Source organism: Bdellovibrio sp. HCB288 (assembly GCF_047305935.1).
Lineage (GTDB): Bacteria > Bdellovibrionota > Bdellovibrionia > Bdellovibrionales > Bdellovibrionaceae > Bdellovibrio.
Genome location: NZ_CP178619.1, coordinates 1,818,522 through 1,842,029, shown reverse-complemented (window position 1 = coordinate 1,842,029; position 23,508 = coordinate 1,818,522). Strand labels below are relative to the sequence as shown.

Below are 23,508 nucleotides of genomic sequence, written 5' to 3'. Positions count from 1 at the left end.
TTTGGCAATAAAAAATCCCGTGGTTTTTAAGCCACGGGATCTAAGTTTTAAGCTAAAAGCTCGATTTTATTCAGCGATAGTCTGGTTAATCCAGTCAATTGCTGCATTGACTTTGGCATAAACGCCTGGGTAACCGGCACGTGCACAGCCACGACCCCAGCTAACCACACCAATAAGGTATGTTTGGCCGTCTTCTGCTTTAGCCACCAATGGACCACCAGAATCTCCTTGGCAAGAGTCTTTGCCGCCTTGAGTGTAACCAGCGCAGATCATACGATCTGTGATTTTGCCAGCATAGGACTTAGAGCAAGCTGCTTGAGAAACCAATGGAACGTCAACTTTTTGCAATTTGTCTGGAAGACCGTAAGCACCTTCTTTAGTCGCGCCCCAACCAGCAGTTGTAGACATGATTTCAGTACCGTCTTCTGGAATAACGATTTCAGCCGTGTTCAATTCGATTGGCGTGAATGTGGAGTTGCCATCAAGTTGGATCAACGCGTAGTCGTAATCTGTGCCGCCACCTGGGTAGCCAGCATTAGCCACGATTTTAACTGGAGCGAAAGACTCAACACCAGCCGTGTCTTTTTGGCTGTGAAGACCGATTTTAACAGCTTTAACAGTACCACCCTTTACACAGTGAGCTGCTGTCAAAACCCAGTTTGGCTTAATCAATGAACCACCGCAAAAGTGACCGCCGTAGTTACCTTGTAGAGATACCATATATGGAAACTCACCAACAGACGCCTCAACGCCACCCACGATTTTAGCGCCAACTTTTTGCGCTGCTGTGGAAACTGCACCTGTAAATACTAGACCTGTGATTAATAGGTAGTTTAAAACTTTCATGTCCGTGTCCCTCTCTTTTTGAATCCTTCAAAAATGAATGTGCTTAGACATTGTTATTTGTTTTTCAAGTCGTGCCAAAGGCTAGTTCCAAATTGGGTATAATCTGTGTCTTGGTCCAGCTTTCTGGACTAAGGTATAGGAGCAGGCACCTCCCCGGCCATTGTTTGATTAATCCAATCAGTCACCGCATTCACTTTGGCATAAACACCTGGGTAATTGGGCTCAGCACATCCCATTCCCCAACTTACGATTCCTGCCAATAAGGTTTTTTCAGTCGTTTTTAAAATCATCGGACCACCGCTGTCACCCTGACACGAATCTTTGCCACCGGCTTCCAAACCTGCACAAAGCATCCGGTCGGTAACTTCAAATCCAAACGGGGAATACACCTTGTTGCAACTCTCCTGAGGAACCAAGGGTACATCGACTTTATTTAAAATATCCGGAACAGCCCCATTCGAGGTCAGCGTTCCCCACCCCGCCACTGTTGTCATCACTGCTGGCGCCGAGGGCTCAGTGGGGATTTGAATTTCCTGCGTGTTCAGCTCTACCGGCGCGATCGCCGATTCCGCAGCAAGCTCAATCAGTGCGAAATCATAATCATTTGAAAAGTAGCCTTTTTTAGGATGATTGATAATCCGGGCAGCCGTATGAACTTCAGCACCCTCCATATTTGACATCTGATACAGTCCCACCAAAATTTTCGCGGGAGCATACTTCATACAATGGGCGGCAGTTAAAACCCATTTTTTTGCGATCAAGCTGCCACCACAATAAGCTTTACCGTCTTTATCCAGGAGTGAAACGATCCAAGGGAATTCACCGGGTGCTGCTTCCACCCCACCAACGATGTCGTGTGAAAAAGCTGACTGACTGAACACGAATACCACTGACAACAGCAGGCCTCGAAACGCTCGCATATCTTTCCCCTTGCATGGTGATACTGAACGGTAATTACAGTTTTCAACCGGAACCCTGAACTCGCAAACAAGTCAGGGTCTTGGCGTTCAAATTACACGTTCGAACTTAATTGTGTTGGGATCAAAAATTTGAAACTCAAGTGGATCGGTGCATTTTACCTGCACCCGGACGATCTGCCCCTTGTCCATGGGCTGTCCGCTATGATTGGCAATTCTTAATAGGTTCCCGTTAAAACTGCACAGGACATCCCGGCCCGATTGTTTTTCTTCAACAACCGAATGCAGGATCTGCCCTTTGGTCAGAGATTTCAGGAACGCCGAACTTGCCACCGCTTACTCCAGATCATTCACAAGATCGATGCGGCGAAATTCAACAGGGCGCACATTCGGACCTGTTGCAGAATTATTTTTTGCCGGAGCCGGCTTTGAAGTCACAGCTGTCGGAGTGGCCGGTGCCGGCTTCTCGCCCAGAAAGTTCTGCGCTATATTATGAGTGACGTCGAAAATACTTGGCGCTTTTTCAGCCTCAGCCTGTTCTTCTTCCACTTCCTGGCAGGCTGCTTTGAATGCATCCCCCAGTTTCTTCATCGAATCGCTTTCGTTCTGCGGCAGTGCAAATACATTACTGATATCAGAACCCGCTCTTTGCAACGGTTGCATGAAAGAGATGTTGTCGACATCGCTGAAGTCAGAGGCCATTGCTGCATCCGCCGAATCCGCCTCTTCATTGGCCCATTCAGGCAGGCTGTCTTCGCAGAACATAAGCTGGTCTTTGTTCACTTTGGCAATAAACTCGATCTCACCAATTGAAAGATCCACCTGGCCGGCTATTTCCTCAACGCTTAAACCCTGATGGGCCAAACGAGCTGCTTTGACATACTTAATGGTATTCTGGCGTTCCACAATCTCAGTATGAGGGATTCGATCCTGGAAGATTTTTGCAACTTCCATACTCTTTTGCATACTTTGATCAATTTTGGCGATTTGCTTTTCTGACGCCTGAATTTTGGATTGGATATCTTTTACTTTTTGTTCCAACAGCGCTGTCAGCTGATTCACCTGGGTCTCGGTACGATCGGACAGATCCTCCAGAACGGCGATTTTGCTTTGCAGAAGCTGCAGGCCCTTGCTCAAACGAGGATCATCCTTAGCCGGGCGATTCATTCGTACCCAAACGCCAATTACGCCAGCCAAAAGAATCACATTCACCAACAATTGAGTTAAAAACCAAAAGCTCACCCAGCCTCCTACAAGAACATGGATTTAATTCTAGTATTTTAAGCTCTATTCCCACAATGAGACGAAGGTCTGGATTGTCTCAAACCCAGACTGGACTTGGTAAATTTTGAGACGAAGTCGCTTCCTGTGCTATTCTGCACCAAAGGGGAAATGGAAGTATGTTTTTGTCTTTGCATAAAAAGGCTGCTGCCGTGGTGCCAGTTTTACTAATTGGTCTTACTGCCTGTAATCCGGTACAGTTCAGCGCGCCATCAGTTAAAACTTCAGAGTCACCGACTCCGACACCAACTGAAACACCAACAACAACCCCGACGACAACTCCAACGGTTTCGCCATCACCCACTCCAAATCTTCGTGATGTCACTTACAGCAACACCGTTGAAGCCTCAAACAATAAGATTGATATCGTTCTTGTGGTCGATGATTCCAACTCGATGCTGGCAGACAACCAAAAGCTTGCTGCCAAACTTTCAAGTTTTGTCACGACACTTCAGTCAAACAAGAATCTGGATTGGCAAATGTGTTTGACGGTGACTCGCGGTCTTTCAAGTGGTGCAAATTCAGTGGCGTGGGGTGCTTCCATCTACTGGCAAACCAACTCGGCTTCTCCAAATACCACCTTGGGTTTGGTACTTAAAAAAGGCACTGCGAATCTTTCAACGATCTTCGCTCAGACAATTAACTACGTTGGCGCTGGCTGGGCTGGATCCAATGACGAGCGCGCGATCAAAGCGGCCTATCACCACGTCTATAATGGTGACTATCGTTACTCTGGTGTGAGCGGTTGCTACCGTGCGGATGCCGCGATTGCCTACGTGATTATCTCTGATGAAGATGAACGCAGTATCGGTGGAGATAAAACACAGCAGTATTATAAAGACGAATACTATGCCCTTGAGAACGAAGACAAGCCTCAGGTCTTCGTTGACTATGTGAAGTCCACTTTCGGTGCGAACAAACGATTCACGGTGAACTCAATCATCGTAAAACCAGGCGATGCAGCCTGTATGACAACTCAGGACGCTGGCGGAGCAAAAAGCCACTATGGCGTTCAATACGCGACTCTGTCCAACCTTACGGGCGGCGGTATCGGCAGCATCTGCGAAGCGGATTTCGGGACGAACTTGAATTTGTTTGTGGATAAGATCGTTGATTCATTGGGCAGTGTAAATCTGGAATGTACTCCAGTTGGAACGCCTGTCGTGAAAATCACTCCGACATTGGCGTCGCTCAGCTACCGCGTTCAGGGTATGAGCATTGTTTTCGACACTCCGGTACCTGCCGGCAGCAAAATCGAAATCAAATACCAATGTGATGCAAACCGAACTCCAAGCTCTGTGGAGCAACCACAATCGGAAGTCGGCTTCTTCACCAAGATCATGAACTTCTTTAAAAACCTGTTTTAGATTCTGAATAAATTCGGACATAAAAAAACCCTGCTCTCGAGCAGGGTTTTTTATTTATTGGCACTTCAGTGCGGCAATCAGGTCGCCCGCTTCGACATAGGCCATGTCTTCCTCGCCGCCAAAGTAAGCCGTGCGGTAAATCGCCGCCACTACCAACTTCGTCAACGCCGTCTTATTCTGTTTCAAAGTATCCAAGTTAGTTCCTTGCACATCATAAGCAACGCCTTCCTGGAACAAAACCGTCAAACCTGCCGTTTCATTTGTTTTACCAAACTCACGCGCATTCATTTGATATTTAATCGCCACAGAGTTTTCTTTTTGAACCATTTGAAGGTTCATACGGTCCGTCACTGCTGTGCAAGTAGTTGCTGCAGAGGCTGCAGTTGACGCCAATAATACGAATGCCAAAACAAGCGCTTTCATTTTGTTCTCCCTGAGTGGCACCAAATTAGCCTCTCTCACATTCCACTTCAAGTGACCTGAATGAAATGTAGTTATTACAGAGCAGAAACAAATAGAGTAAAAAAGTCAGCATTGCTCAAATTTGTCACACTGGGAATAGACAAACCTGCGAAGACTTGCGATACGTCTCGGACTTCAAAAAGCAGGGGAAAATTTACATGAAATATTTGAGCATCCTAACAACATTCATTTGTGCACTTCAGGTGAATGCTTTTGCTTCCAATGACTGCTCAAATGTAGACGTTCGAGACAGCCTTCCGGCTGATGTTAAAACTTTCATGTCCACTCCATCTGACCAAGGCGATATCGGTTGGTGCTACGGTTACACAGCTGCAGACATCATCAGTCAGGCCTTGGGTACTCCTGTATCCGCTCTTCATTTGTCTGCTTACTATGCCAGCGAAGTCACTGTGCTTGGTAAAATTGGCCGTGGCGTTGTTAATAAAACAACAACACCAGAGGGTGGCATGGTGGGTGTGGCCGTCAGAAAAATGTATGACCTGGGTTATGCCTGCAAAGAGCAGGACGTTCCCTCTCAAGGAACCAAAGAAGTCTATTTGTCTTCCAGAACAAAAGTTCACAACGGCATGGCTTTTTTAATCAATCGCATGAAGGACCTTCGCGCAGGCAAATGCGTGGACTTGTGCGAAAAGTCCTTTAACCAACTGGCAGAGGGCTTTTTCCCAGGAACTTCCCCTGACACAATCAGAAAGTATCTTCTGAATCATAGAAATGTAAGTCTTGAGGATGTGGTGTTCTTCTTCCTGGACAACTCCTGCCGTTACAAAGCGACGCCAATTCCAAACTCTTTGAAATATGAGACTTGGAGCAAGAAAACTCATCCGTTTGAATCCATCAACAGCCAGATCGACTGGTTGCTAAATCGTCGTAAGCTGATTTCTCTGGAGTATGATGCTTCCGAAATCACCGACGTCGGCGGTATTTTTGGCGCAGGCCACGCTTCCACTATCGTGGGTCGTAAGAAAATCGGAAATTCCTGCTACTACATGGTTCGCAATTCCTGGGGCAAATCCTGCGACTACCGCAAAGACATTATCTGCCTTCCGGAACAAGGTGCTTACCTTGTCCATGCCAGCAAAATGAAAGATATGGCTAAAAAGCTAATCTGGATCTACTAAGCAAGTTTACTGATGAATTCCTTCATGCGAACCACTGCACGCTTCATCGTTTCCTCGGAAACGGCGAAGCTCAGGCGCATGAAACCATCCATGCCGCACTCCGCTCCGGGAACTGTGGCGACATAGAACTTTTCCAATAAAATATCGCAGAAATCCTTGGACGTTCGAATCAACTGATCGTCGTATGTCTTCCCGATATGAGCTTTGATATCCACCCAGAAATAAAAGGCACCATCTGGCTCAGCAACCTTAAAGCCCGGCACAGATCGCAATTCTGTTAAACCTGAATTTTTACGAAGAGTCAGTTTTCCGACAACTTCGGCGATATCAGGCTCACATTGCTCAATGGCTTTCATCGCCGCATGCTGGGAGATACTGGAAGGTGATCCCGTGGCCTGACTTTGATAGTCAGCCATGGCAGTAATCAGCTTTTCCGGGCCCGCAGCCCAGCCAATTCTCCAACCTGTCATCGAGTATGCTTTGGAGCCGCCATTCACTGCCACCGTGCGGTCTTTCAGATCCGGAGCCACCTGCAAAATATGCGGAGCAACCTTGGAGCCATCAAACACCAGGCGGTTGTACATATCGTCTGAAATGATCGCCACCTGAGGATGTTTTCTTAAGACATCGGCCAACGCTCGCAACTCATCCGCTGTGTACAGCAGGCTTGTCGGATTGCTGGGCGAACAGAACAGAAGAGCCTTGGTTTTCGCATTGATCGCTTTTTCCAAAAGTTCTGGAGTGATTTTGTAGTTTTCGCGCTCACCACACTCAACGATGCGTGGAACGCCATCTGCCAACTCCACCATCATAGGATAGCTGACCCAATAAGGCGCGCCCACGATAACTTCATCCCCCGGGGAACAAAGCATCTGCAAAGCCGCAAAGATGATAAACTTGGCGCCAGAAGCCACCGTGATTTCCTTGGTGGAATAGGCCTGACCAATTTCAAATTTAATTTTTTCAGCAATGGCCCGACGAAGTTCCAACGTTCCGTTGGCTGGAGTGTATTTGGTGATGTTTTTTTCGATAGCTTCAATACCGGCTTTGCTCGGCACTTCAAAGGTTGGCCAATCCGGCTCCCCTACAGTCAGAGAGATCACGTCATGTCCTTGAGCCGCAAGCTCCTTGGCTTTCGCAACCAGAAATAACGTTGGAGATGTTTTTAGGTTCAAAGCGCGTTTGGAAAGTTGCAACATGTGGCAAAGTCCTACTTCTTCAATTTTTTTATAATCGCTTCTTTAACAACATCCGGTACAAAACCGTTTAGTTCGCCACCATTCACTGCCAGTTCCTTCACTCCCCGTGAGGAGATATAGTAACATTCCGGACTGGCAAACATCAGCAGGGTTTCAATTTCTGGTGCGATCTTTTTATTGATCTGAGCCATCGTCAATTCATATTCAAAATCCACAACGGCACGCAATCCACGAATAATGACCTGAGCCTTGTGCTTTTGCATGTAGTTCACAGTCAAACCTTCGAAGAAATCAACTTTGACATTTTTCAGATGAGACAGGGATTTTTCAATCAGCTCTTTGCGCTCCTGCGCCGTGAACATGGATTGTTTTTGCGCCGACTGAGCCACCAATATCACGACCTCAGAATAAAGAGGCGCCACACGATTGATGATATCCACGTGGCCCATAGTAATTGGATCAAAGCTGCCGGGATAGACTGCGATTCTACTCATTGTCGTTTTCCTCTTCCTGCGTATCCTGCTCCAACGCACTTTCATGGCAGAACATGCTCAGGATTTTATCGCCGAACTCTTTTTTGCTGTAACGAACCAGCTGACCATAGCGATCCTCCATGCGCTCTTTGCGCTCAGATTCTATAGCCATCAATGTGGTCGCACCAAAAGCTTGGCTGGTGCTGGCGGCCTCAACCACGAAGTGAGCCATCTTTTCAGTAAAGGGAGGATCGGCAAAAATGATATCAAATGGTTCGCCCGAGTAGGATTTTAAGAACGCAATGACATCCATACTGATGATTTTATATTGAGAATCCGGAACTCTAAGTTTTTCGAAATTCTGACGAGTGATCGTCAGAGACTTGGGATTCTTTTCCACGAACGTGCAAAATTTTGCATCTCGGGACAAGGCTTCAATTCCCAGGTTGCCTGTGCCACAAAACAAGTCCGCGACATTAGCCCCTTCCAACTCAAACTGAAGTTTATTGAACAAGGTTTCCTTTACGCGATCTGTGGTGGGGCGAATATGATCCGCCTTAAAACTCACCAACTGATGACCACGATACTTCCCTGCAATGATTCTCATGACAACAAATCCTCGGCCATCTTTACGACGGCAAAAATATCTTCAAACGGTTTGGGTACAAACATCTCGGCCCCCATTTGCAAAGCCGTTTCCATATTGTGTTCACCAGCAAACGCCGACATCAAAATCACTTTGCCAGAGCGGTCTGCACCAATCTCTTTTAAAACTTCAGGTCCTGTCAAACCCGGCATTAGAACGTCCAAGAAAACCAGATCAGGGGATGTCTTCTTCCACTGTTCCAGGCCCTCGTTGCCGTTTTCTGCTTCAACAACATCATGCCCCTTGGCACGGAAGGCACGGGAAAGAGATCTACGAACCAATATTTCATCATCAACGATTAGAACCTTCACAAAAGAATCCTTACTTACAAGGCAAGGCAATCACAAAACGGGCTCCCTGCGGTTGCGCCGTTTGATACGTGATACTGCCCCCAAATTTCTCAATGACGGACTTAGACATACTTAACCCAAGACCCGTTCCGTGTCCCTCTTTTTTTGTCGTGAAGAAAGGCTCAAATATACGTCTTTGAATCTCTTCTGGAACGCCCGGGCCACTGTCTTCAATCTCCAAAACCACCTGGTTTCCAGAGTGGAACGAATTGATTCTAAGTCGCCCTGGGTCTTTCATCGCCTGACACGCATTATTAATCAGATTAAACACCACCTGTTGAATAAGGTGTGGCTCAACGTGCACAGTTTTTTCAATGCTATGCAAAGTGACTTCCAGTCTATGAGTGCGCAAAGCCGATTTCAACATCGGCAACGTTCTCTCCACAATTTCATCAACAGTAATGTCTTCGGCCGGCTGATCTTCTCCTTTGGAGAAATCCAAAAGATTTTTAATGATTCGTTGCGATCTCGCCGCCGCTTTTTCAATTTCAACCAGATCGGAGTACAAGTTTGTGTTCTTCTCTGCCTCTTGCAATAAAACCTGAGTCAACGAGCGCAGACCAGTCAGCGGATTATTCAACTCGTGGGCAATATTGCCAGCCAACATTCCGATGGCACCCATTTTTTCATTCTGTAACATGCGCAGATAAAGCTCGCGGGACTGTGTGATATCCACATACTGATTCACAACATTGGTCGCCTTACCGCCATTATCCAAAACTACCGGATAGCTGTGAACCTGATACACCCGGCCGTCTGCCTGAATTTGTCCGACATGGGGCTGACCATCTGCCAAAGCCTGCGCCGCTGGCGAGGCTTCACCAGCCATCTTTTTGTCAGGGAATCTGTCCGAAAACTTTCGATTGGCGCGGATAACATTATAGTCCACGTCCATAATCGCAATTGGATCCCTCATGCCATCAAAGGTCTTTTCCCAACGATAAGAAAACGCAGAAAGCTGACTTTCCAAAAGAACGCGATCCAAGGTCATTCCAAGGGGACGCATGCGATCTGAAATGAATTCCACAAAAGGAGGCATTTCTTTTTCGTTCAGGGAGTTCTCGATACAAAGAATCGCTTCACTGTTTCCGCCCAACAGGTGATTGGTTAAACGCAGTTCCAGTGGGACAACATAGGTCTTTGCAAATGGGCGTCCAAAATGATTCGCCAACTGACGAATCAGATCAGACGAAGGCACCTGTGCATTTTTTGGGAACTCAAAATCAATTGATGATTCTGACTGAGTCATCGCTCCCAGTTGAAAGCTGATAAAATGAGTTTTGGTGTTATCCGTGCGATACACCAGGATGGGATCGCCGATTTTATGGAACTTGCGCAGCTCCTTGCGGATAATCCCCAACACGTCCTCAAATGAATTTTGATTCGCCAAATCCTTGATCAAGCGAACCAAATTGCGCTCGCGGTTCAGCTTGTCGCTTTCTTCCTTGTGCGACATCTCAATACCCTGGGTTCGTTCATCGACGAGGCCTTCCAGGGAGTGAGTCAGTGCTTCCAGTTCTTTATTTTGGGAAGAGGACTCCCTTAACAGAAGGGACCGCGACAAAAAAGTGGAGTGCTTCTCAAGAGCGTCCTCCAACTGCTGCCAGATTTCACGCTCTGGCAATGGCCAGCGGATAAAACGATACACCTGGGCTTTGTTGATTCCCTGACGCACTTTTTCTTCACTAAGATCATTGGATATAAAAAATCTTGGGGCGATCGGCTGCAAGTGACGAGCCTGAATCAATAGTTCGAAAGCCTCATTCGTGCCATCGTCCTGGACCAAGATCGAGGAAAACTTCTGAGAATGCAAAAGCGAACGGGCTTCGTCGAACGAAGCCCGCAAAACAATCTCTACTTCCCGCTTTTGAAACGGAAAGTAATGAGGCAGCCTAATTGGCGATACGCTTCCGACCCATAGAATCGGATCTATTTTGTTCGGATTGATAAGTTCCGCTGCTGTCCCCATTAAGTGCCTTCTCCAAGTGCTGCAAGTGCTCTTTCCACATTTGCAGAACATTGTTTAAATCATACTCTAGGACATCCGCTAAAAGAACAAAATCCTTATTTTCCAGAGCACGAAGTGCTTCAACAACCGTCGTTTTACTGTTTTGCTCTGCCTTGACCCAATCAACTGGACTCGTAACCAGGTAACGGTCCCCCATCAAAATCTTCAAAGACATGACTGAATCAATCAAATATTCACAGTTTTGCACCAGATCGTGAATCGGTTTTAGCAAGCCGCTGAAACCTTGGGTTCGCATACGCTTGGAAAGACTTTCTGTTTTCTGCTGAAGCTCCGGCAAAGCCGCAATCCATGCCTGCAACACATCCAGCACCAGATCGTTACTGTTCTCTGTCATGTACTCGAGTGTTTCCACATCACTCAGGGAAACCGAACCGAAACGTGCCTCTTCAGTTTCCTTGATCTCCATTCCATTCACGATAAATCTGCAAACCACTTGATTGGTTTCGCGAAGTTCGTTTTCAATGTCATCGAATACGCGCGATAGAACGGTTTCGGTTTGGTAGAAATTACGAAGCTCTTCACCCGTTACTTTAAAGCGTTCCATCTTCAGCCTCCACTGTCGTGATTTTTTCATCCTGAGGAACATAAACACGAAGATGGCGTTTAAAACGCTCATGGACACTCAAAGTTGCTGCAATAATTTCCTCTTGCGTGCCTGGCGCCACACGGATCTTCTCCGCATGATACCAATCAATCATAGGACGCAATTCAGGAACAATTCGGCTAATTGATTTGATCACATCTTCGCCACCGTCAATAAACGGCGCAATGGCATCCACACCCTTTTCCGGAATCAAGGCAAATTGGCTCATCATGAAGTCATTGATTTCATCCAGTTTCATCGAACCTTCAATAATTTCAATACGATCAGCCACTGGGAATTCACCGCCCAGATAAATCGCCTGAACCAGCTTCCAGCGGAATTCCTGTTGATCTGATTCAACTTTGGAATAACTCGCAAGGCCCGGCGTACGCATGATAAGCTCCGGATCCGCGCTGCCTTCCAGAAGCTGCGCAACTATTTCCCCGATGCGTTCAGGTACGATATCCTGACCTTCTTCAATTCGGTAAATAAGACCTAATGTTGCCTTGGGACCCGTCTCCCAGAAGTTTACATTTCCAACGCTGATATTCAGAGTTGGGGTATCGGTCAACGAAGCCATGTGAATAGGCGCACTGTCACAGCCAATCAGCAACTCAGAGCGCTTCAGCACTGCAAACAACTCGTGCATTTTCGTACGACCAACGAGATTTACGATGTTGGCGTTTGGCGCCTTCTGAATAATTTCGCCAGCAATCTCTATCTCATTTGGTGCGCCTATCAAAACAATGGGCATACCTTGATAGCGACGACTGAAGTAATCCAGAGCACGCCCCCACGCTTCGGCATTCAACGCTTTGTGCGCTTCACTTGCTCCCACGTGAACTGTCAAAAACAAATTTGGAAGATCGATGCTCACATCTGGTAATTGTGGCGCTTCCCAATCCTGCTCCACATACTCAGTACCAATCATCGAAGCGAAGATATCGGCAATGTGCACACGGTTTGGTTTGTTCACACCCACTTGAGCATAAAAGTAAGCACTGACCTCATCGGCTGCGCAGAAGAATCCGTCTCTGAAGCGTGTGTATCCCAATACTGACGTATGCGGCATCGTCAAAGCATGGGTCAAATAGCTTGAAAACGGGGAAAATGTCAGATTGATGATCTGATCATAGTTTTCGGTACGCACGGTCTCAACAAACTCTTCCATGCGATTCAGGGATTCTTCAGTATTTGCATTTTCCTGCACCAATGGTTCAAGAATATGACCACTTGGCAAAGTCAGATGGCGATCAATTGCAGTCAAACCTTCAACAGCCCCCTCAAAACGAGGACGCGTCAGGAAGTGAATCTCTGCATCCGGATACATACGGCGAACCGCACGAATCGCAGGCCAGGAAATATAGATATCGCCAAGTCTAGCGAGTTGCAGAATTAGAATTTTCATCTTTAATTTGTTCCTTTGCCAGTTCAGCAACAAGTTTTACGGTTTCAGCTTCCTGATTATATGGCTGCGTCTTCACGATCTCGCGATACGCTTCTTCCAGCTTCTTCAAAGCCGTCGATAGATAGTTGTCCAATTCCTGCTGCATAATAGACCCCTTCCTTGAGAACTATTTCTAATGAATGAATGAACTGACCTCGTGCTTGTACAAGTCCACGGACCTCTGCAAGCGCACTCTGCATTTTTTCATGAAATTGCAACGTGCTCGAAAAACGGGCCATAAGAGTTTCCACAACGAACTGGAAGTAACCAGCCGTGTCTTGTTTTGATTTTACAATTTCCTGGGCTACCAGAATAAACTCCCCGATATCCTGACTTTTCAGTTGCGACTTTCCAGCCAGGGAACTCCAGGTCGGAAATGCCTTTTCCAGACGGGTCAGCCAGGATTCATTCCGCTGTTGTGTTTCCCGGCAAGACGCCAGAATACGGCGAACAGAATCTTTGGAGTATTCCTCCGTAAATCTTAATGCAGCATTGGCGTATGGAATCACTTCCGTAGTCGCCACTTCATTCAACTGCATTGTCCATACTACTCTCTCAACATCACGCAAAGTGACTCCTGCTTGCTGAGATTTCTTACTTAGACGGTCCCAAACTGCTGCAAAGACCTGATCCACTGAAATTTGCTCGGCACAAATCTGTGATTTTTGCGAACAAGCTTGAGTGTGAGAGCAAGGCGCACAAGCCACTTGCGCCGTGATAATTTCGGAATTCTTGGAAAAAGCAGCAGTCTTGGTCCAATCGCTGCTACCCATAACCAATTCAATGATCGGAACACCACTCTGAGCTGCAAGATGTTTAATACTGGTATCGCCAGTAACCAAAAGACAGCTTTCGCGTAAAGCGGACTGCGCCAAATCAAGATCACAAACCAGCAAATCTGAATCTGAGAATTGTTTCAGCAAAGCTTCTTTTTCAAATGGAGCGCAAAGAATCTGCACTTTATAGTCAACCAATGAGCTTTCGATTGTCTCTTTGAGTTCCTTAAAGCGCTTCAAAGGCCAATTCTTCTTTTCGTTACTGGTCAGACACTGAAAAAGGATCTTTTTACTTTTTCCCGAAGCGCCATTTGCTGTTCTCTCCACCGGCAGACCGAAGGAGTTTCCCAACAATTCCACGTAGTGAAACAATGAAGGCTGGGTACCTGAAAATCGCTCATTGAAGTAACGCAACCATGGATTGTTCAACCCCTGAAAGCGTCCTTCACCATGAAACAGCCCCAGCTTCACTGGTGACTGAATTGCGCCCAGCAAATAGGCGCTCAACTTGTTATGGGTAAAATTATAAACTTTTTGATAGCTTTCGTGATTCAAGTCCTCAACCAAAGATTCCAGCTGATGATGTGACCACAAAATATTGTAGGACGCCTCTCCGAGACCCTTTTGCAAGGATTCCCGATCGAAATAGAAATACTTGTCGACCATATCGCCCAACAAGTTCTCCACCTGAGAGAACTGGCGATTCAGCAACAAATGTATTTCTGCCTGAGGGTTCTCATTACGCAAAGCCTTCAAAAGAGGCTGTTGCTGGATGACGTCCCCCAGACGCAATAAAGAGACGACCAATATCTTCATCTATTTAACCAATTCACCCAGCATGCGGAAGATTTGTTTTTTTTCCTCTGCCACTTGGGATGCCTCAACCACCGGAAGAATATCCTTGATTGAAAGAAGGCTGTTATTGTTTTGGAAGTACAAAGACTTCATGTTCATTTCCAGATCCTGAAGATGGTACTTAACCGCCTCAACCGTACGACCCGTCAAATGACCGAAAAATTCCGCAAACAAATTCATTTGTTCGCCCCACGATTCACGGAAAGAGACCACGTATGCGCGATTAGCCACAACGTCTGCATAGATATCATTCTTCATCAGATCCTGAACGCTGTCGGCGATCACGATCTCCACTCGTTCCGCCAATTCCGGAAATTGGGATCTGAACACCGGCACCAGGGAGTCACGGGAATCAACGATAGTGATTTGAACATTAGTGTCCATGTCAGCAAGAGCTTCAACATGGAATCCCGAACCAAGTCCGACGATCACCACATGTGACGATGGAATCGGCCCCAAAGAGTACGTCCACTTTAAAGCTTCCTCGCGTGGCGTGTTTACTGCTGCCAAAGGAACGCCAGCTTCAAAAGCGATAAGGGAAGATTCCTGATTTTCAGAGAAAGTGATCATAGACATGATTAAGCTGCCTTTACTGTAGGTGTGATTTTCTTTTTTAGATTTCTAACTTCGGTGTGATCGGGGTTCCACAGCAACACTCGTTCAATTTCAAGCATCGCCTGATCCATTTGTCCTGCTGTGCACAGCAAATTGATCAGAACCAAGGACATATCCTCGTCCTGTTCCACATTTGAAAGGTATTCCTGCAAAGCTTCGATAGCTTTATGCAGCTGGCGGTCACGCAGACCCCAATTCGCGGCTAAATGAACCGCAGTACGATTTTTCTTGTTGATATCCAATGCGGCTTCAATGTTCGCCCAGGCCAACTCAGTATCACCGAATTGTTGATGAACCATTGCAAGCCCAACCCACGCCTTATCGTTGTCAGGATTGATTTCAACAGCTTTACGGAAGCAGTACAGGGATTTATCAAAGTCACCGCGCTGAACTTCAAGTGTGCCGAAATTCACCAGCAACACGTCCGACGTCGTATTAATAGTATAAGCTTTATTGTAGTATTCTTCGGCACCATCGAAATCACCTTGGCGAACATAAATATTACCGATGTTTTTATAGACCTCGAAAAGTTGATCATCTTCTTCAGTTAAAACTGACAAAGCTTCGAAGTACTTCTCCAATGCCTGTTGATCACGTCCCATGCGATACAGGGCATGCGCCAGAAATGCCAGGCTCTCAAACCCATAATCAACTTTGTTCCAGGCATTCAGAGCAACAAGTGCCTCGTCATGTTTGCCGATCTTTTCAAGATTACGGGATAACATACTTAGAGTTGCGGGATGTTTCGAATTCAGGTTGCAAGCCTGACGCAGTAGATTCAATGCCAAGTGATATTCACCGTGCTTGGACAGCACCTCTGCATTTTGCAGACACTTGGATATACGAGGATCTGATATTTCCTGGGATTTAATTGTGGTTTCTGATTCAAAGTCAGCAAGAGCTTGCACAGAATCAAAATAGACTCTGCCTGCACTTTCCTGGTTAGTTTCCGCGGAAGTGCCGGTTTGAGTTTTATCACTGGACTTTTGAACGATCTGATTTTCCAACATCTGCATGGATCTCCTCCGAAGAAATAGAAGAGCAACACAGATGCCAAACTTTGAAGTGCGTTTAATTTAAGTTGAGGCAAGTTCAGCTCAGGAGTTTGACTCCCAGACCGTCCTTGCCGTCAGCTTTTTGTCGGGAAAAAATTGCCGGGTCTAGGCTTCTTCATCCAATTGCTGATCAAACGACTTGGATTTATAACCGCCGATTGCCTTACGATTGCGACGAACATCCTGAAGCTCACGAATGATGGAATTTTTTGCCATCTCGATGCACGCCAAGACTTGAATATCCTGCTCAATAATACGGCTAACATACTCATCTTTAATCATCAGAGCTTCTTTGATCTGCTTACGATCTTCTTGAGCCATTACAGCGTCTTGATTGATTTCGTTATGAGCTTTGTCGATTTGTGAATCAACATACTTTAGAACATCCAGAATTTTCTCACGCGTTTGATAAAAGTGCTCCACATTGTCGAACAATCCTTGCGCAAAGTTTACAAGCTCTACCTCATTCAAAGCATAAAACTTTTCAAGGTAATGATTCTTTTCGTTCAACAGGCTGATGATTCTGGTCACGTTACCCTCCATGGTATTAACCCGCTTTCTTTCCGTCGTCTGTTTCTCTTTTAATTTTTTCCACTGCTTGAACCCAGCCATCATACAAAGTATTCAGCAACTTCAAGTTCGCATGAAGTGGTGCCGCATCTCCACTGATGTTGGCTTTCGTGTATTGTTCCATCATGAACATATAAAGTTGTTCCAACTGGGAAGCGATTTCCCCGCCAACTTTATGATCAAGAGTATTATTAAGTTCCATGATGATATCGAATGCTCTGCCGATGTTTTGACCGCGATCAGCGATTTTCTTTTCCTCAATGGCCTTAACCGCAAGTTTGGTAAACTTGATGGCACCTTCATACAGCATCAAAAGGATTTTTTCCTTGCTGGCGCTTTGAACCGAGGTGTTTTTATATTTTTGATACGCGTTCTTATTCATCGTTTCCTCTTCCTCTAACTAACAGTAAACGTCCTGTTTAACTTCCAATTCTATCCGCCACCCTGCTGAGCCATAGCTGCGAACTTGGCTTGCTGGGCCTGCATCTCTGACATCTTCGTTTCCAGGTTGGCAAACTTCATACGAAGTCCCTCTTCCTTTCTTTGAAGCTGTCTTTCTTTGGTATCGATTCGCTGATCAATCTGTTTGATCTGCGATTCCAAACCTCTTTTACGGTTGGCGATGCCGCCATATTGTCCGTTGGTCAAATTAGTAACCGTCTGCTTGATAACCTGAACAAAACCAGTTTTAAAACTGTCGCCACGGAAGAACGCGCCAACGCCCACCGGGTTCTCATTCAATACTTTGTTGAACTTATCCTGGTTCAACTCCAGTGTACCGTTTCTATTAAACGTAATTCCCAGCTCATTAATCCGGTGAATAGGAGACTCTACCCCCAAAACTGGATTCAAAATGGCCGAGCGCAAAGAGCTCTCGATCGTGCGCAACAGTCCGTCACCGCCCAATGGGCCCAGCTTTGGATTTCCGCTTTTATCTCCGCCCTGAATCTGATTCTGCTTTTGGATAAACCCCAAAGCCGCATTGTAAGCATCAACGAAGTTCTTAACTTTACCGCTGATGGCTTCCAGATTCTCTTTCACCGACATACTGATCTTCTTGCCTGGGGCTGCGGATTTCAGATCCAGCACCACGCCTGGAATCAAATCTTTTGCCTTGTTATCAGGAAGCTCAATTTCAAAACCGTCGATCTTCACTTTCGCATTCTTGGAAGCGCGGGACTGATCGAAGTACATATCCTGATCACCGTCCAAAAGATAAATCTTTGGAAATGCAACCTGGTTGTCATCGCCCGTCGCCATACCGGAAACCAAAAGCTTGAAAGGATTTTCCTTATCCTTGCGATCCTCCAATACCTGCGCCTTCAAACCGACGTCGGCATTGTTGATCTGATTTGCCACACCTTCCAATGTGGAATTCTTGCCCGTGATATAGACTTCTTTAGTCCCCTCGTGTGTTTCAAATTTTATATATCCCGTACCAATTTGCGTTTCATTCTTATCGGGGAAACCATTCGAAATGGCCGCGGGCTTTTCTGCCAGCTCAACCACTTCCAAGTTATACTCACCCGGCATTGCTGTATTCGGATCAAGCTGACCGTCAACGACCGTGTTATCGCTTGTGGTAAACTTCTTATCCGCAAATCCGCGAACGTTGGTCAGCTCTGAAAGATTCTTGGTGATTTCCATCACCTTAGTTTCGAGTTCTTTGACAAGCTTCAACCTGTCATCCTTCTCGGACTTCTTTCCTTCCATTTGCTTCACAGGAATACGCTCAGCATCCATCAGCTGCTCGACGATATTTGGTGGTAGCCCAGAGGCCATGCCTGTAATTCGTATTCCTGCCATGAAACAATCGTCTCAAATTCATACGGTGAACGTGAGTCAATTAAATGTCCGTCGAAAGGCCTAGGGATGCGGGTTTTGAGGCTGTATTGAAATATAAGGCTGATAAATTTTGACATCCCCCCTGATAGCTGGACCAGAAGCTGGGAATCAAATGCTATTATCACTTAAAATAATTTGGATCTTTCCAAAGAGGCTAGGCAGATCGCTTTAAAAGCTGCCCTCGAGGAGAATCATCAGAAGGCAAAGTCCACAACTCAGCTTCGGGAATTCTGCGAATCAAGGTTCCAAGATTATCCTTAACAAGAACAAACTTTTCACCTTCGCTATCTTCCAACTCCACGGTCCATCGATGTTCCTTGAATGCGGAAAGATTACGAAGATGTTCCATCGAGGCTTCAAGCTGCTCTTCGGACATCGGCGGTCTTTGATTTTGTTGTTGTTGGTAAGATTCCTGACCGTTTGCATCTCGGTCATGGGCCATATCAGATTGAATCGCCCGCCCTGTGCGGTCTACCGACTTGACGTCGGAGGGCTGTATGTTGGGAATCAATCCTTTGATATTCATGAGGAACTTATCGGCATTTCTGCCTCATACTTAAACAGCTGGACTTTGGGCCATTCCCCAAGTCCTTCCCTCTAAGTACCCCAGGGAAACCCATTATGATTTTCCCTGGGTAGGTTGGTACAGGGAGAGCACGGAGGCGCTCTCCCAGATCAAACATTTTATAATTAACCGATCAATTTCATTGCTGCGCCTGGAAGCGAGTTCGCTTGAGCCAGGACACTTGTATTCGCTTGCAACAATACTTGGTTACGAGCTTGGTCAGCAGAAGCTGAAGCGATGTCTGTATCACGGATACGAGAGTTCGCTGCAGAGATATTTTCGTGCTGAACACCCAAGTTGTCCACTGTTGAAGTCAGACGATTTTGAAGGGCACCCAGATTAGCGCGGAAACCATTCACTTGAGTTTGCGCAGCGTCGATTTGCGCCAATGCTTCTTGAGCACCGGATTTAGAGCTGAAATCGAAACCATCAATACCCAAAGAAGAAGTCGTTGCGTCTGTTTCACCTGCGTTGAAGGAGATACGGTCCGCAAAATCGTCATTACCGATACCTACTTGGAAGTCAAACTTGTCGCCAGAACCATCAAGTAGTTTTGTTGTACCAAATTTTGTAGATTGAGTGATACGTTGAGACTCATCTTTTAGTTGTTGAACCTCTTTATTCAAGAAGCCACGCTCAGTATCACCGATAGTATCAGAAGAAGCTTGTACACCCAACTCACGCATACGAGTCAAGATATTGGAAACTTCAGACAAGCCACCCTCAGCAGTTTGCACCATTGAGATACCATCATTCGCATTTCGTTGTGCTTGGCTGTAAGATCTGATTTGCGATTTCATACCTTCAGAGATTGCCAAGCCGGCTGCATCATCCGCCGCTTTATTGATGCGTGATCCAGAAGACAATTGCTCCATGGATTTGCTAATCACACGTTGTGAACCCTGAAGAGTTCTTTGTGCATTAACCGCTGCGATATTAGTAGAAATTCTCATTCCCATTTGGGACCCCCATAAATTTTGGCCGCCCTATACCTACTTAGGCTGACCTGTTTAACACGTTGGGACTCAACCTTTGTCTAATCACTCTGCAAGCGAACTTTCGTCAGGCAGTCACACCCTTCGAAGCTCTCGAGTTCTTTCGACTTAGATTTCGTCGTTGCTTCTGACATACCTTTCGGCGAGGTCTGTGAAGCCTTTAGTCGCGTCCTGCAAAACTAGACCATGATCCAGCCAAACCTAGACCATAGTCCCGAAAACTGGGCCTTAAACGGGGATTTTTCAATACCAAGGTCCAGTGATTTCCCAGATCCCACAAAGGTCCATCAGACCTAAGCAATGGATAACGATCCCAACACCACTAAAAGAAGCACTCCAGGATCCCAACCAGAACACCACCCCCGCCACTCCCCGGGGGTATCGGTCATGATCCTACTCTCTGTCTTTCCGCTACACGGACACCTTCCTCTCCTCTCACAACACAATCACTCCCCTCACCACCCACAAGCTTGCATCACTCTCTCCACACCCCGGGGGTACCGGTCATCCTCTCAAGGAGATTCCATGAAGAACGTATTCAAACCTTTTGATTTACCTCAAAATCACAAGCTCTCTTATGGAGGAGCGCTAAGAAAATCCTCCTTCGGACGCGGCACTCGACCGCTATCAAATAAAAGACCGATTCACTTGGTGTTGAAGATAAATAAATTCACGGTGCGTGGAGGCCTTCGCAATCCCCACGTGTTTCGACTGATGAACATTCTGTTGAAACGTTACTCTTTGAAATTTTTTGTAAAGATCGAGCAGGTTTCCATACAGAACGATCACGTGCACTTGTTAATCCGTGCAAGTCGCAGATCAAGACTGCAGAGTTTCTTTCGTGTGGTTCCTGGGCAGTTTGCGCAAAGATTGACCGATACCCCCCTGCGGGGGCGGGAGAGTGTTAGGATTTGGAAGCACCGGCCATTTACCAGAGTGGTGAAAGGGTTTCGGGCGTATCGGACTGTGCGGAACTATATACAGTTAAATGAGTGTGAAGCGAACGGGCGTCCGTATTCGAAAACCAGGTTGCGTGGAATGAGTGAGGAGCAGATCCAGGAGTTGTGGACGGGAGAGTACAGTCGTCCCCGGCGGCGCACATGACCGATACCCCCCGGGTGGCGGAGAGCGGGATGGGTACAAACGCAAAAAACCCACAAGGACCCCGTCGAGGGCCCCTGTGGGTGGGCTGAATTAGAGTAGTTTTTTGTGGGCGACTACTCCAGAGGGAGATTTATCCCGGAGTCCCCCTCGCAAATTGAAGGAACTAATTAAAAACTAAGTTCTAATTTTATACCTTAGCCTACGAGTTTCATAGCAACGTTAGGCAATTGGTTGGCTTGCGCTAATACTGACACTGCAGTGTTTTGCAGGATATTAGCAGACGCCATTTCGGCCGTTTCTTTGGCGATATCGGTATCACGGATACGCGAGTTCGCTGCAGAAAGATTTTCATAAGAAATATCCAAGTTACTTACAGTGGATTGCAATCGGGATTGGGTCGCACCGAATCCTGCACGCATTTCACTGACTTTGACGAGTGCTTTATCGATATCTTCAAGTGAAGATCTCGCTCCGCCCTTGTCTTCCATATCAATACCGTCAATTCCCAAATTACTTGCGGAAGCATCGGCATCGAAGGTTACTTTAATCATATTGTCTTCCCCGGCATTGGCACCGACCTGGAATTCCAGTTCACCACCGGATCCATCGAGAAGTTTTCGATTACCAAACGTTGTCGTTTTGGCAATACGGTCAGCCTCTTGGAGAAGTTGTTGGGTCTCTTTATTTAGGAATCCGCGCTCTGTTTCACCGATAGTGTCAGATGCAGCTTGTACACCCAACTCACGCAGACGAATCAGGATATTGGAGATCTCATTCAGACCACCCTCACCTACTTGCGCAAACGAAATCGCGTTATTCGCATTGTTTCGCGCAGCTGAAATACCTTTTAATTGTCCTTTGAAGTTTTCTGAGATCGCCAAACCTGCGGCGTCGTCAGCAGCATTTACGATACGGGAACCTGAAGCCAGAGCCTGAGCAGAGTGCTCAGTTCTTTTTTGTTGCGTGGACAATACACGCTGAGCAGCGATAGACGCTGTATTCGTTGCAATTCTTAAGCCCATTACGATCCTCCTCGGGATATGTTATGACCATAAGACGCTGTTTTTTTGAGGATTAAAGATTGCACTGTGGTCGCACCACTTACCTGCAGAACACCTTTGAACCCGACAACGTACTATGATCGAATAATTGTTTCGTTCAAAAAACTCTTAAATTTTTAAATACAAATTTTTTTGGTTGGAGCAGGTCCCCCGCAGCATGGGTGACTGACCATGTTTGCAGGAGACTTTGTCCGAGGAATCTTTTTTGAGGAGAGGTCCGCGGAAGCCCAACGTGTTACGAATAACTTATCGACGAAGGTCTAGAAAACTTTAGACCTAGGTCCAGTTTTTTTTCGGGGACCACGCTTACTACCTGATTTTATTAAACTTTGAGTTTGGATTTTTTTAGACAAAGGTCCAGGGATCACTGGACCAAGGTGGGTAAAAAGACGATAGATATTCAATGGTTATGTTACACAAAATAGACATGCGTTTATCTACTCGCGTACAGCCTCTTCCGGCTTAGTGCGAGTTAACTTGGATATATCCTCCAGAGCTCTGACAACAATCGTGTTCTTTAATCCAGGATATCCTCGACGGTCACGGGCGGCGGCAGCCTCTTCTTCCGTCGCCATCCGATAGTCAAAGCGTGCATAAGGATCACCGAATCCCAGACGGGCTATGATGTTGTCTTTATCTGCATGATTGTAGAAACCCGTGAAGAAATCAAAACGCCCCTGCCCCAATATTCTGGCGCCGCGATCACGAATCACCACGAATCCGTCATGAATACTGCCATCAGGCATTGGTGCGTTTACCAGTCGAGGAACGAATACCACGTCACCTACTTTGTAGATCGAAAGATCTGCGGCAATTGTGTAATATGGATCCAGACAGGAATTGTTCACGCCATATCCAAAAGGACATCGGCGCAAATCCACCTCCACAAAGCGCGGAATATTTTTAATCCTGGAATGATAGTTGAATGAACGAACACTCCCGCCTTTATCCACAAAGCAGGCACCTTCGATCAGACATCGATCGAAGTCCTTTACACAAATGGTGGTAAGAATTTTGTCTGTTGGAGAGACCATATCGCGAAGATCTTCTTGGGTACATTTTGCAGCATCAAAATGGACTGTGGGTTTGTAATAGATTGTAGGAGACAACAAAGCCGCATCCCCTTCCATGACCTTCGTTTGGGCACATGAGATCAAGTGAAGCATAAACGTCGTCGTAAAAAGCGTTTGCGCCAGAAAGTTTTTCTTCAATGTTGCCTCCCATGATGTGGTTCCTATTAATAACCATACTTGGGGAAAATTTCACCCCCGCAGACAAAAGACAAATTACAAGGCGCACACGATATGACCGCTCAAGAATCTGTCTGC

Annotated in this window: 25 protein-coding genes; 3 read left to right on the top strand and 22 right to left on the bottom strand. The window is 46.4% G+C overall.

Annotated features, from left to right (window positions below; all coding sequences use genetic code 11):
- Positions 1-66 precede the first annotated feature (66 nt).
- From ACLVWR_RS09005 to ACLVWR_RS08990, 4 genes are all read right to left on the bottom strand, one after another.
- Positions 67-846, bottom strand: a complete 780-nt coding sequence (locus ACLVWR_RS09005; RefSeq protein WP_413580387.1) for a serine protease — start codon at positions 844-846, stop codon at positions 67-69.
- A 128-nt stretch (positions 847-974) separates the two neighbouring features.
- On the bottom strand, positions 975-1,766 hold the full coding sequence (locus ACLVWR_RS09000) for a serine protease (protein WP_413580386.1): 792 nt from the start codon (positions 1,764-1,766) through the stop codon (positions 975-977).
- An 87-nt stretch (positions 1,767-1,853) separates the two neighbouring features.
- Entirely contained in the window at positions 1,854-2,096 is a 243-nt protein-coding gene (locus tag ACLVWR_RS08995; RefSeq protein WP_340598721.1) for a hypothetical protein, read from the bottom strand.
- A gap of 3 nt (positions 2,097-2,099) precedes the next feature.
- Entirely contained in the window at positions 2,100-3,005 is a 906-nt protein-coding gene (locus tag ACLVWR_RS08990; RefSeq protein ID WP_413580385.1) for a DUF2802 domain-containing protein, read from the bottom strand.
- Positions 3,006-3,163: 158 nt separating this feature from the next.
- On the opposite strand from ACLVWR_RS08990, the gene ACLVWR_RS08985 reads away from it, so the two are divergent.
- The gene (locus ACLVWR_RS08985; protein WP_413580384.1) at positions 3,164-4,411 is read left to right on the top strand and encodes a hypothetical protein; all 1,248 of its coding nucleotides are present in this window, start codon (positions 3,164-3,166) and stop codon (positions 4,409-4,411) included.
- 54 nt (positions 4,412-4,465) lie between these two features.
- On the opposite strand, the gene ACLVWR_RS08980 is transcribed toward ACLVWR_RS08985, so the two are convergent.
- Positions 4,466-4,834 (bottom strand): hypothetical protein, encoded by a 369-nt coding sequence (locus ACLVWR_RS08980; RefSeq protein WP_413580383.1) that lies wholly within the window; start codon positions 4,832-4,834, stop codon positions 4,466-4,468.
- A gap of 197 nt (positions 4,835-5,031) precedes the next feature.
- Between ACLVWR_RS08980 and ACLVWR_RS08975 the strand changes: the two genes are divergently transcribed.
- Positions 5,032-6,012 carry a hypothetical protein gene (locus ACLVWR_RS08975; RefSeq protein ID WP_413580382.1) on the top strand — a complete coding sequence of 327 codons (981 nt, stop codon included), beginning with the start codon at positions 5,032-5,034 and terminating at the stop codon, positions 6,010-6,012.
- On the opposite strand, the gene ACLVWR_RS08970 is transcribed toward ACLVWR_RS08975, so the two are convergent.
- From ACLVWR_RS08970 to ACLVWR_RS08900, 15 genes are all read right to left on the bottom strand, one after another.
- Positions 6,009-7,211, bottom strand: a complete 1,203-nt coding sequence (locus ACLVWR_RS08970; protein ID WP_413580381.1) for a pyridoxal phosphate-dependent aminotransferase — start codon at positions 7,209-7,211, stop codon at positions 6,009-6,011. The genes ACLVWR_RS08975 and ACLVWR_RS08970 overlap by 4 nt on opposite strands.
- Positions 7,212-7,222: 11 nt before the next feature.
- Positions 7,223-7,705: a pantetheine-phosphate adenylyltransferase gene (gene coaD / locus ACLVWR_RS08965; protein WP_413580380.1), complete on the bottom strand. Its 483-nt coding sequence runs from the start codon at positions 7,703-7,705 to the stop codon at positions 7,223-7,225.
- Complete coding sequence (gene rsmD, locus ACLVWR_RS08960) at positions 7,698-8,291, bottom strand: 16S rRNA (guanine(966)-N(2))-methyltransferase RsmD (protein WP_340598710.1); 594 nt, start codon at positions 8,289-8,291, stop codon at positions 7,698-7,700. The genes coaD and rsmD overlap by 8 nt, the downstream gene beginning before the upstream one ends.
- Positions 8,288-8,641, bottom strand: a complete 354-nt coding sequence (locus tag ACLVWR_RS08955) for a response regulator (protein ID WP_413580379.1) — start codon at positions 8,639-8,641, stop codon at positions 8,288-8,290. The genes rsmD and ACLVWR_RS08955 overlap by 4 nt, the downstream gene beginning before the upstream one ends.
- Before the next feature lie 10 nt (positions 8,642-8,651).
- Entirely contained in the window at positions 8,652-10,649 is a 1,998-nt protein-coding gene (locus ACLVWR_RS08950) for an ATP-binding protein (protein WP_413580378.1), read from the bottom strand.
- Positions 10,573-11,253, bottom strand: a complete 681-nt coding sequence (locus ACLVWR_RS08945; RefSeq protein WP_413580377.1) for a hypothetical protein — start codon at positions 11,251-11,253, stop codon at positions 10,573-10,575. Before ACLVWR_RS08945 ends, ACLVWR_RS08950 begins: the two co-directional genes overlap by 77 nt.
- On the bottom strand, positions 11,240-12,700 hold the full coding sequence (locus tag ACLVWR_RS08940; RefSeq protein WP_413580376.1) for a glycosyltransferase family 9 protein: 1,461 nt from the start codon (positions 12,698-12,700) through the stop codon (positions 11,240-11,242). Before ACLVWR_RS08940 ends, ACLVWR_RS08945 begins: the two co-directional genes overlap by 14 nt.
- A 56-nt stretch (positions 12,701-12,756) precedes the next feature.
- Positions 12,757-14,331 carry a glycosyltransferase family 9 protein gene (locus ACLVWR_RS08935; protein ID WP_413580375.1) on the bottom strand — a complete coding sequence of 525 codons (1,575 nt, stop codon included), beginning with the start codon at positions 14,329-14,331 and terminating at the stop codon, positions 12,757-12,759.
- Positions 14,332-14,946 carry a hypothetical protein gene (locus ACLVWR_RS08930; RefSeq protein WP_413580374.1) on the bottom strand — a complete coding sequence of 205 codons (615 nt, stop codon included), beginning with the start codon at positions 14,944-14,946 and terminating at the stop codon, positions 14,332-14,334.
- Positions 14,947-14,948: 2 nt separating this feature from the next.
- Entirely contained in the window at positions 14,949-16,001 is a 1,053-nt protein-coding gene (locus tag ACLVWR_RS08925; RefSeq protein WP_413580373.1) for a tetratricopeptide repeat protein, read from the bottom strand.
- A 144-nt stretch (positions 16,002-16,145) separates the two neighbouring features.
- Positions 16,146-16,571, bottom strand: a complete 426-nt coding sequence (locus ACLVWR_RS08920) for a hypothetical protein (RefSeq protein WP_413580372.1) — start codon at positions 16,569-16,571, stop codon at positions 16,146-16,148.
- A gap of 16 nt (positions 16,572-16,587) precedes the next feature.
- Positions 16,588-16,992 (bottom strand): flagellar export chaperone FliS, encoded by a 405-nt coding sequence (fliS, locus tag ACLVWR_RS08915; RefSeq protein WP_340598692.1) that lies wholly within the window; start codon positions 16,990-16,992, stop codon positions 16,588-16,590.
- A gap of 50 nt (positions 16,993-17,042) precedes the next feature.
- Complete coding sequence (gene fliD / locus ACLVWR_RS08910; RefSeq protein WP_413580371.1) at positions 17,043-18,416, bottom strand: flagellar filament capping protein FliD; 1,374 nt, start codon at positions 18,414-18,416, stop codon at positions 17,043-17,045.
- 193 nt (positions 18,417-18,609) lie between these two features.
- Positions 18,610-18,981: a hypothetical protein gene (locus ACLVWR_RS08905; RefSeq protein ID WP_413583468.1), complete on the bottom strand. Its 372-nt coding sequence runs from the start codon at positions 18,979-18,981 to the stop codon at positions 18,610-18,612.
- Positions 18,982-19,145: 164 nt separating this feature from the next.
- Positions 19,146-19,979, bottom strand: coding sequence for a flagellin (locus ACLVWR_RS08900; protein ID WP_413583467.1), 834 nt, complete (start codon positions 19,977-19,979; stop codon positions 19,146-19,148).
- Between the two features lie 336 nt (positions 19,980-20,315).
- On the opposite strand from ACLVWR_RS08900, the gene ACLVWR_RS08895 reads away from it, so the two are divergent.
- A complete protein-coding gene (locus ACLVWR_RS08895) occupies positions 20,316-21,119 on the top strand; it encodes a transposase (protein ID WP_413583466.1) in 804 nt (267 codons plus the stop codon).
- Between the two features lie 194 nt (positions 21,120-21,313).
- Here ACLVWR_RS08895 and ACLVWR_RS08890 read toward each other — a convergent pair whose 3' ends face one another.
- The gene (locus ACLVWR_RS08890; RefSeq protein WP_340598685.1) at positions 21,314-22,141 is read right to left on the bottom strand and encodes a flagellin; all 828 of its coding nucleotides are present in this window, start codon (positions 22,139-22,141) and stop codon (positions 21,314-21,316) included.
- A 476-nt stretch (positions 22,142-22,617) separates the two neighbouring features.
- The gene (locus ACLVWR_RS08885) at positions 22,618-23,391 is read right to left on the bottom strand and encodes a 3D domain-containing protein (protein ID WP_413583465.1); all 774 of its coding nucleotides are present in this window, start codon (positions 23,389-23,391) and stop codon (positions 22,618-22,620) included.
- Positions 23,392-23,508 lie beyond the last annotated feature (117 nt).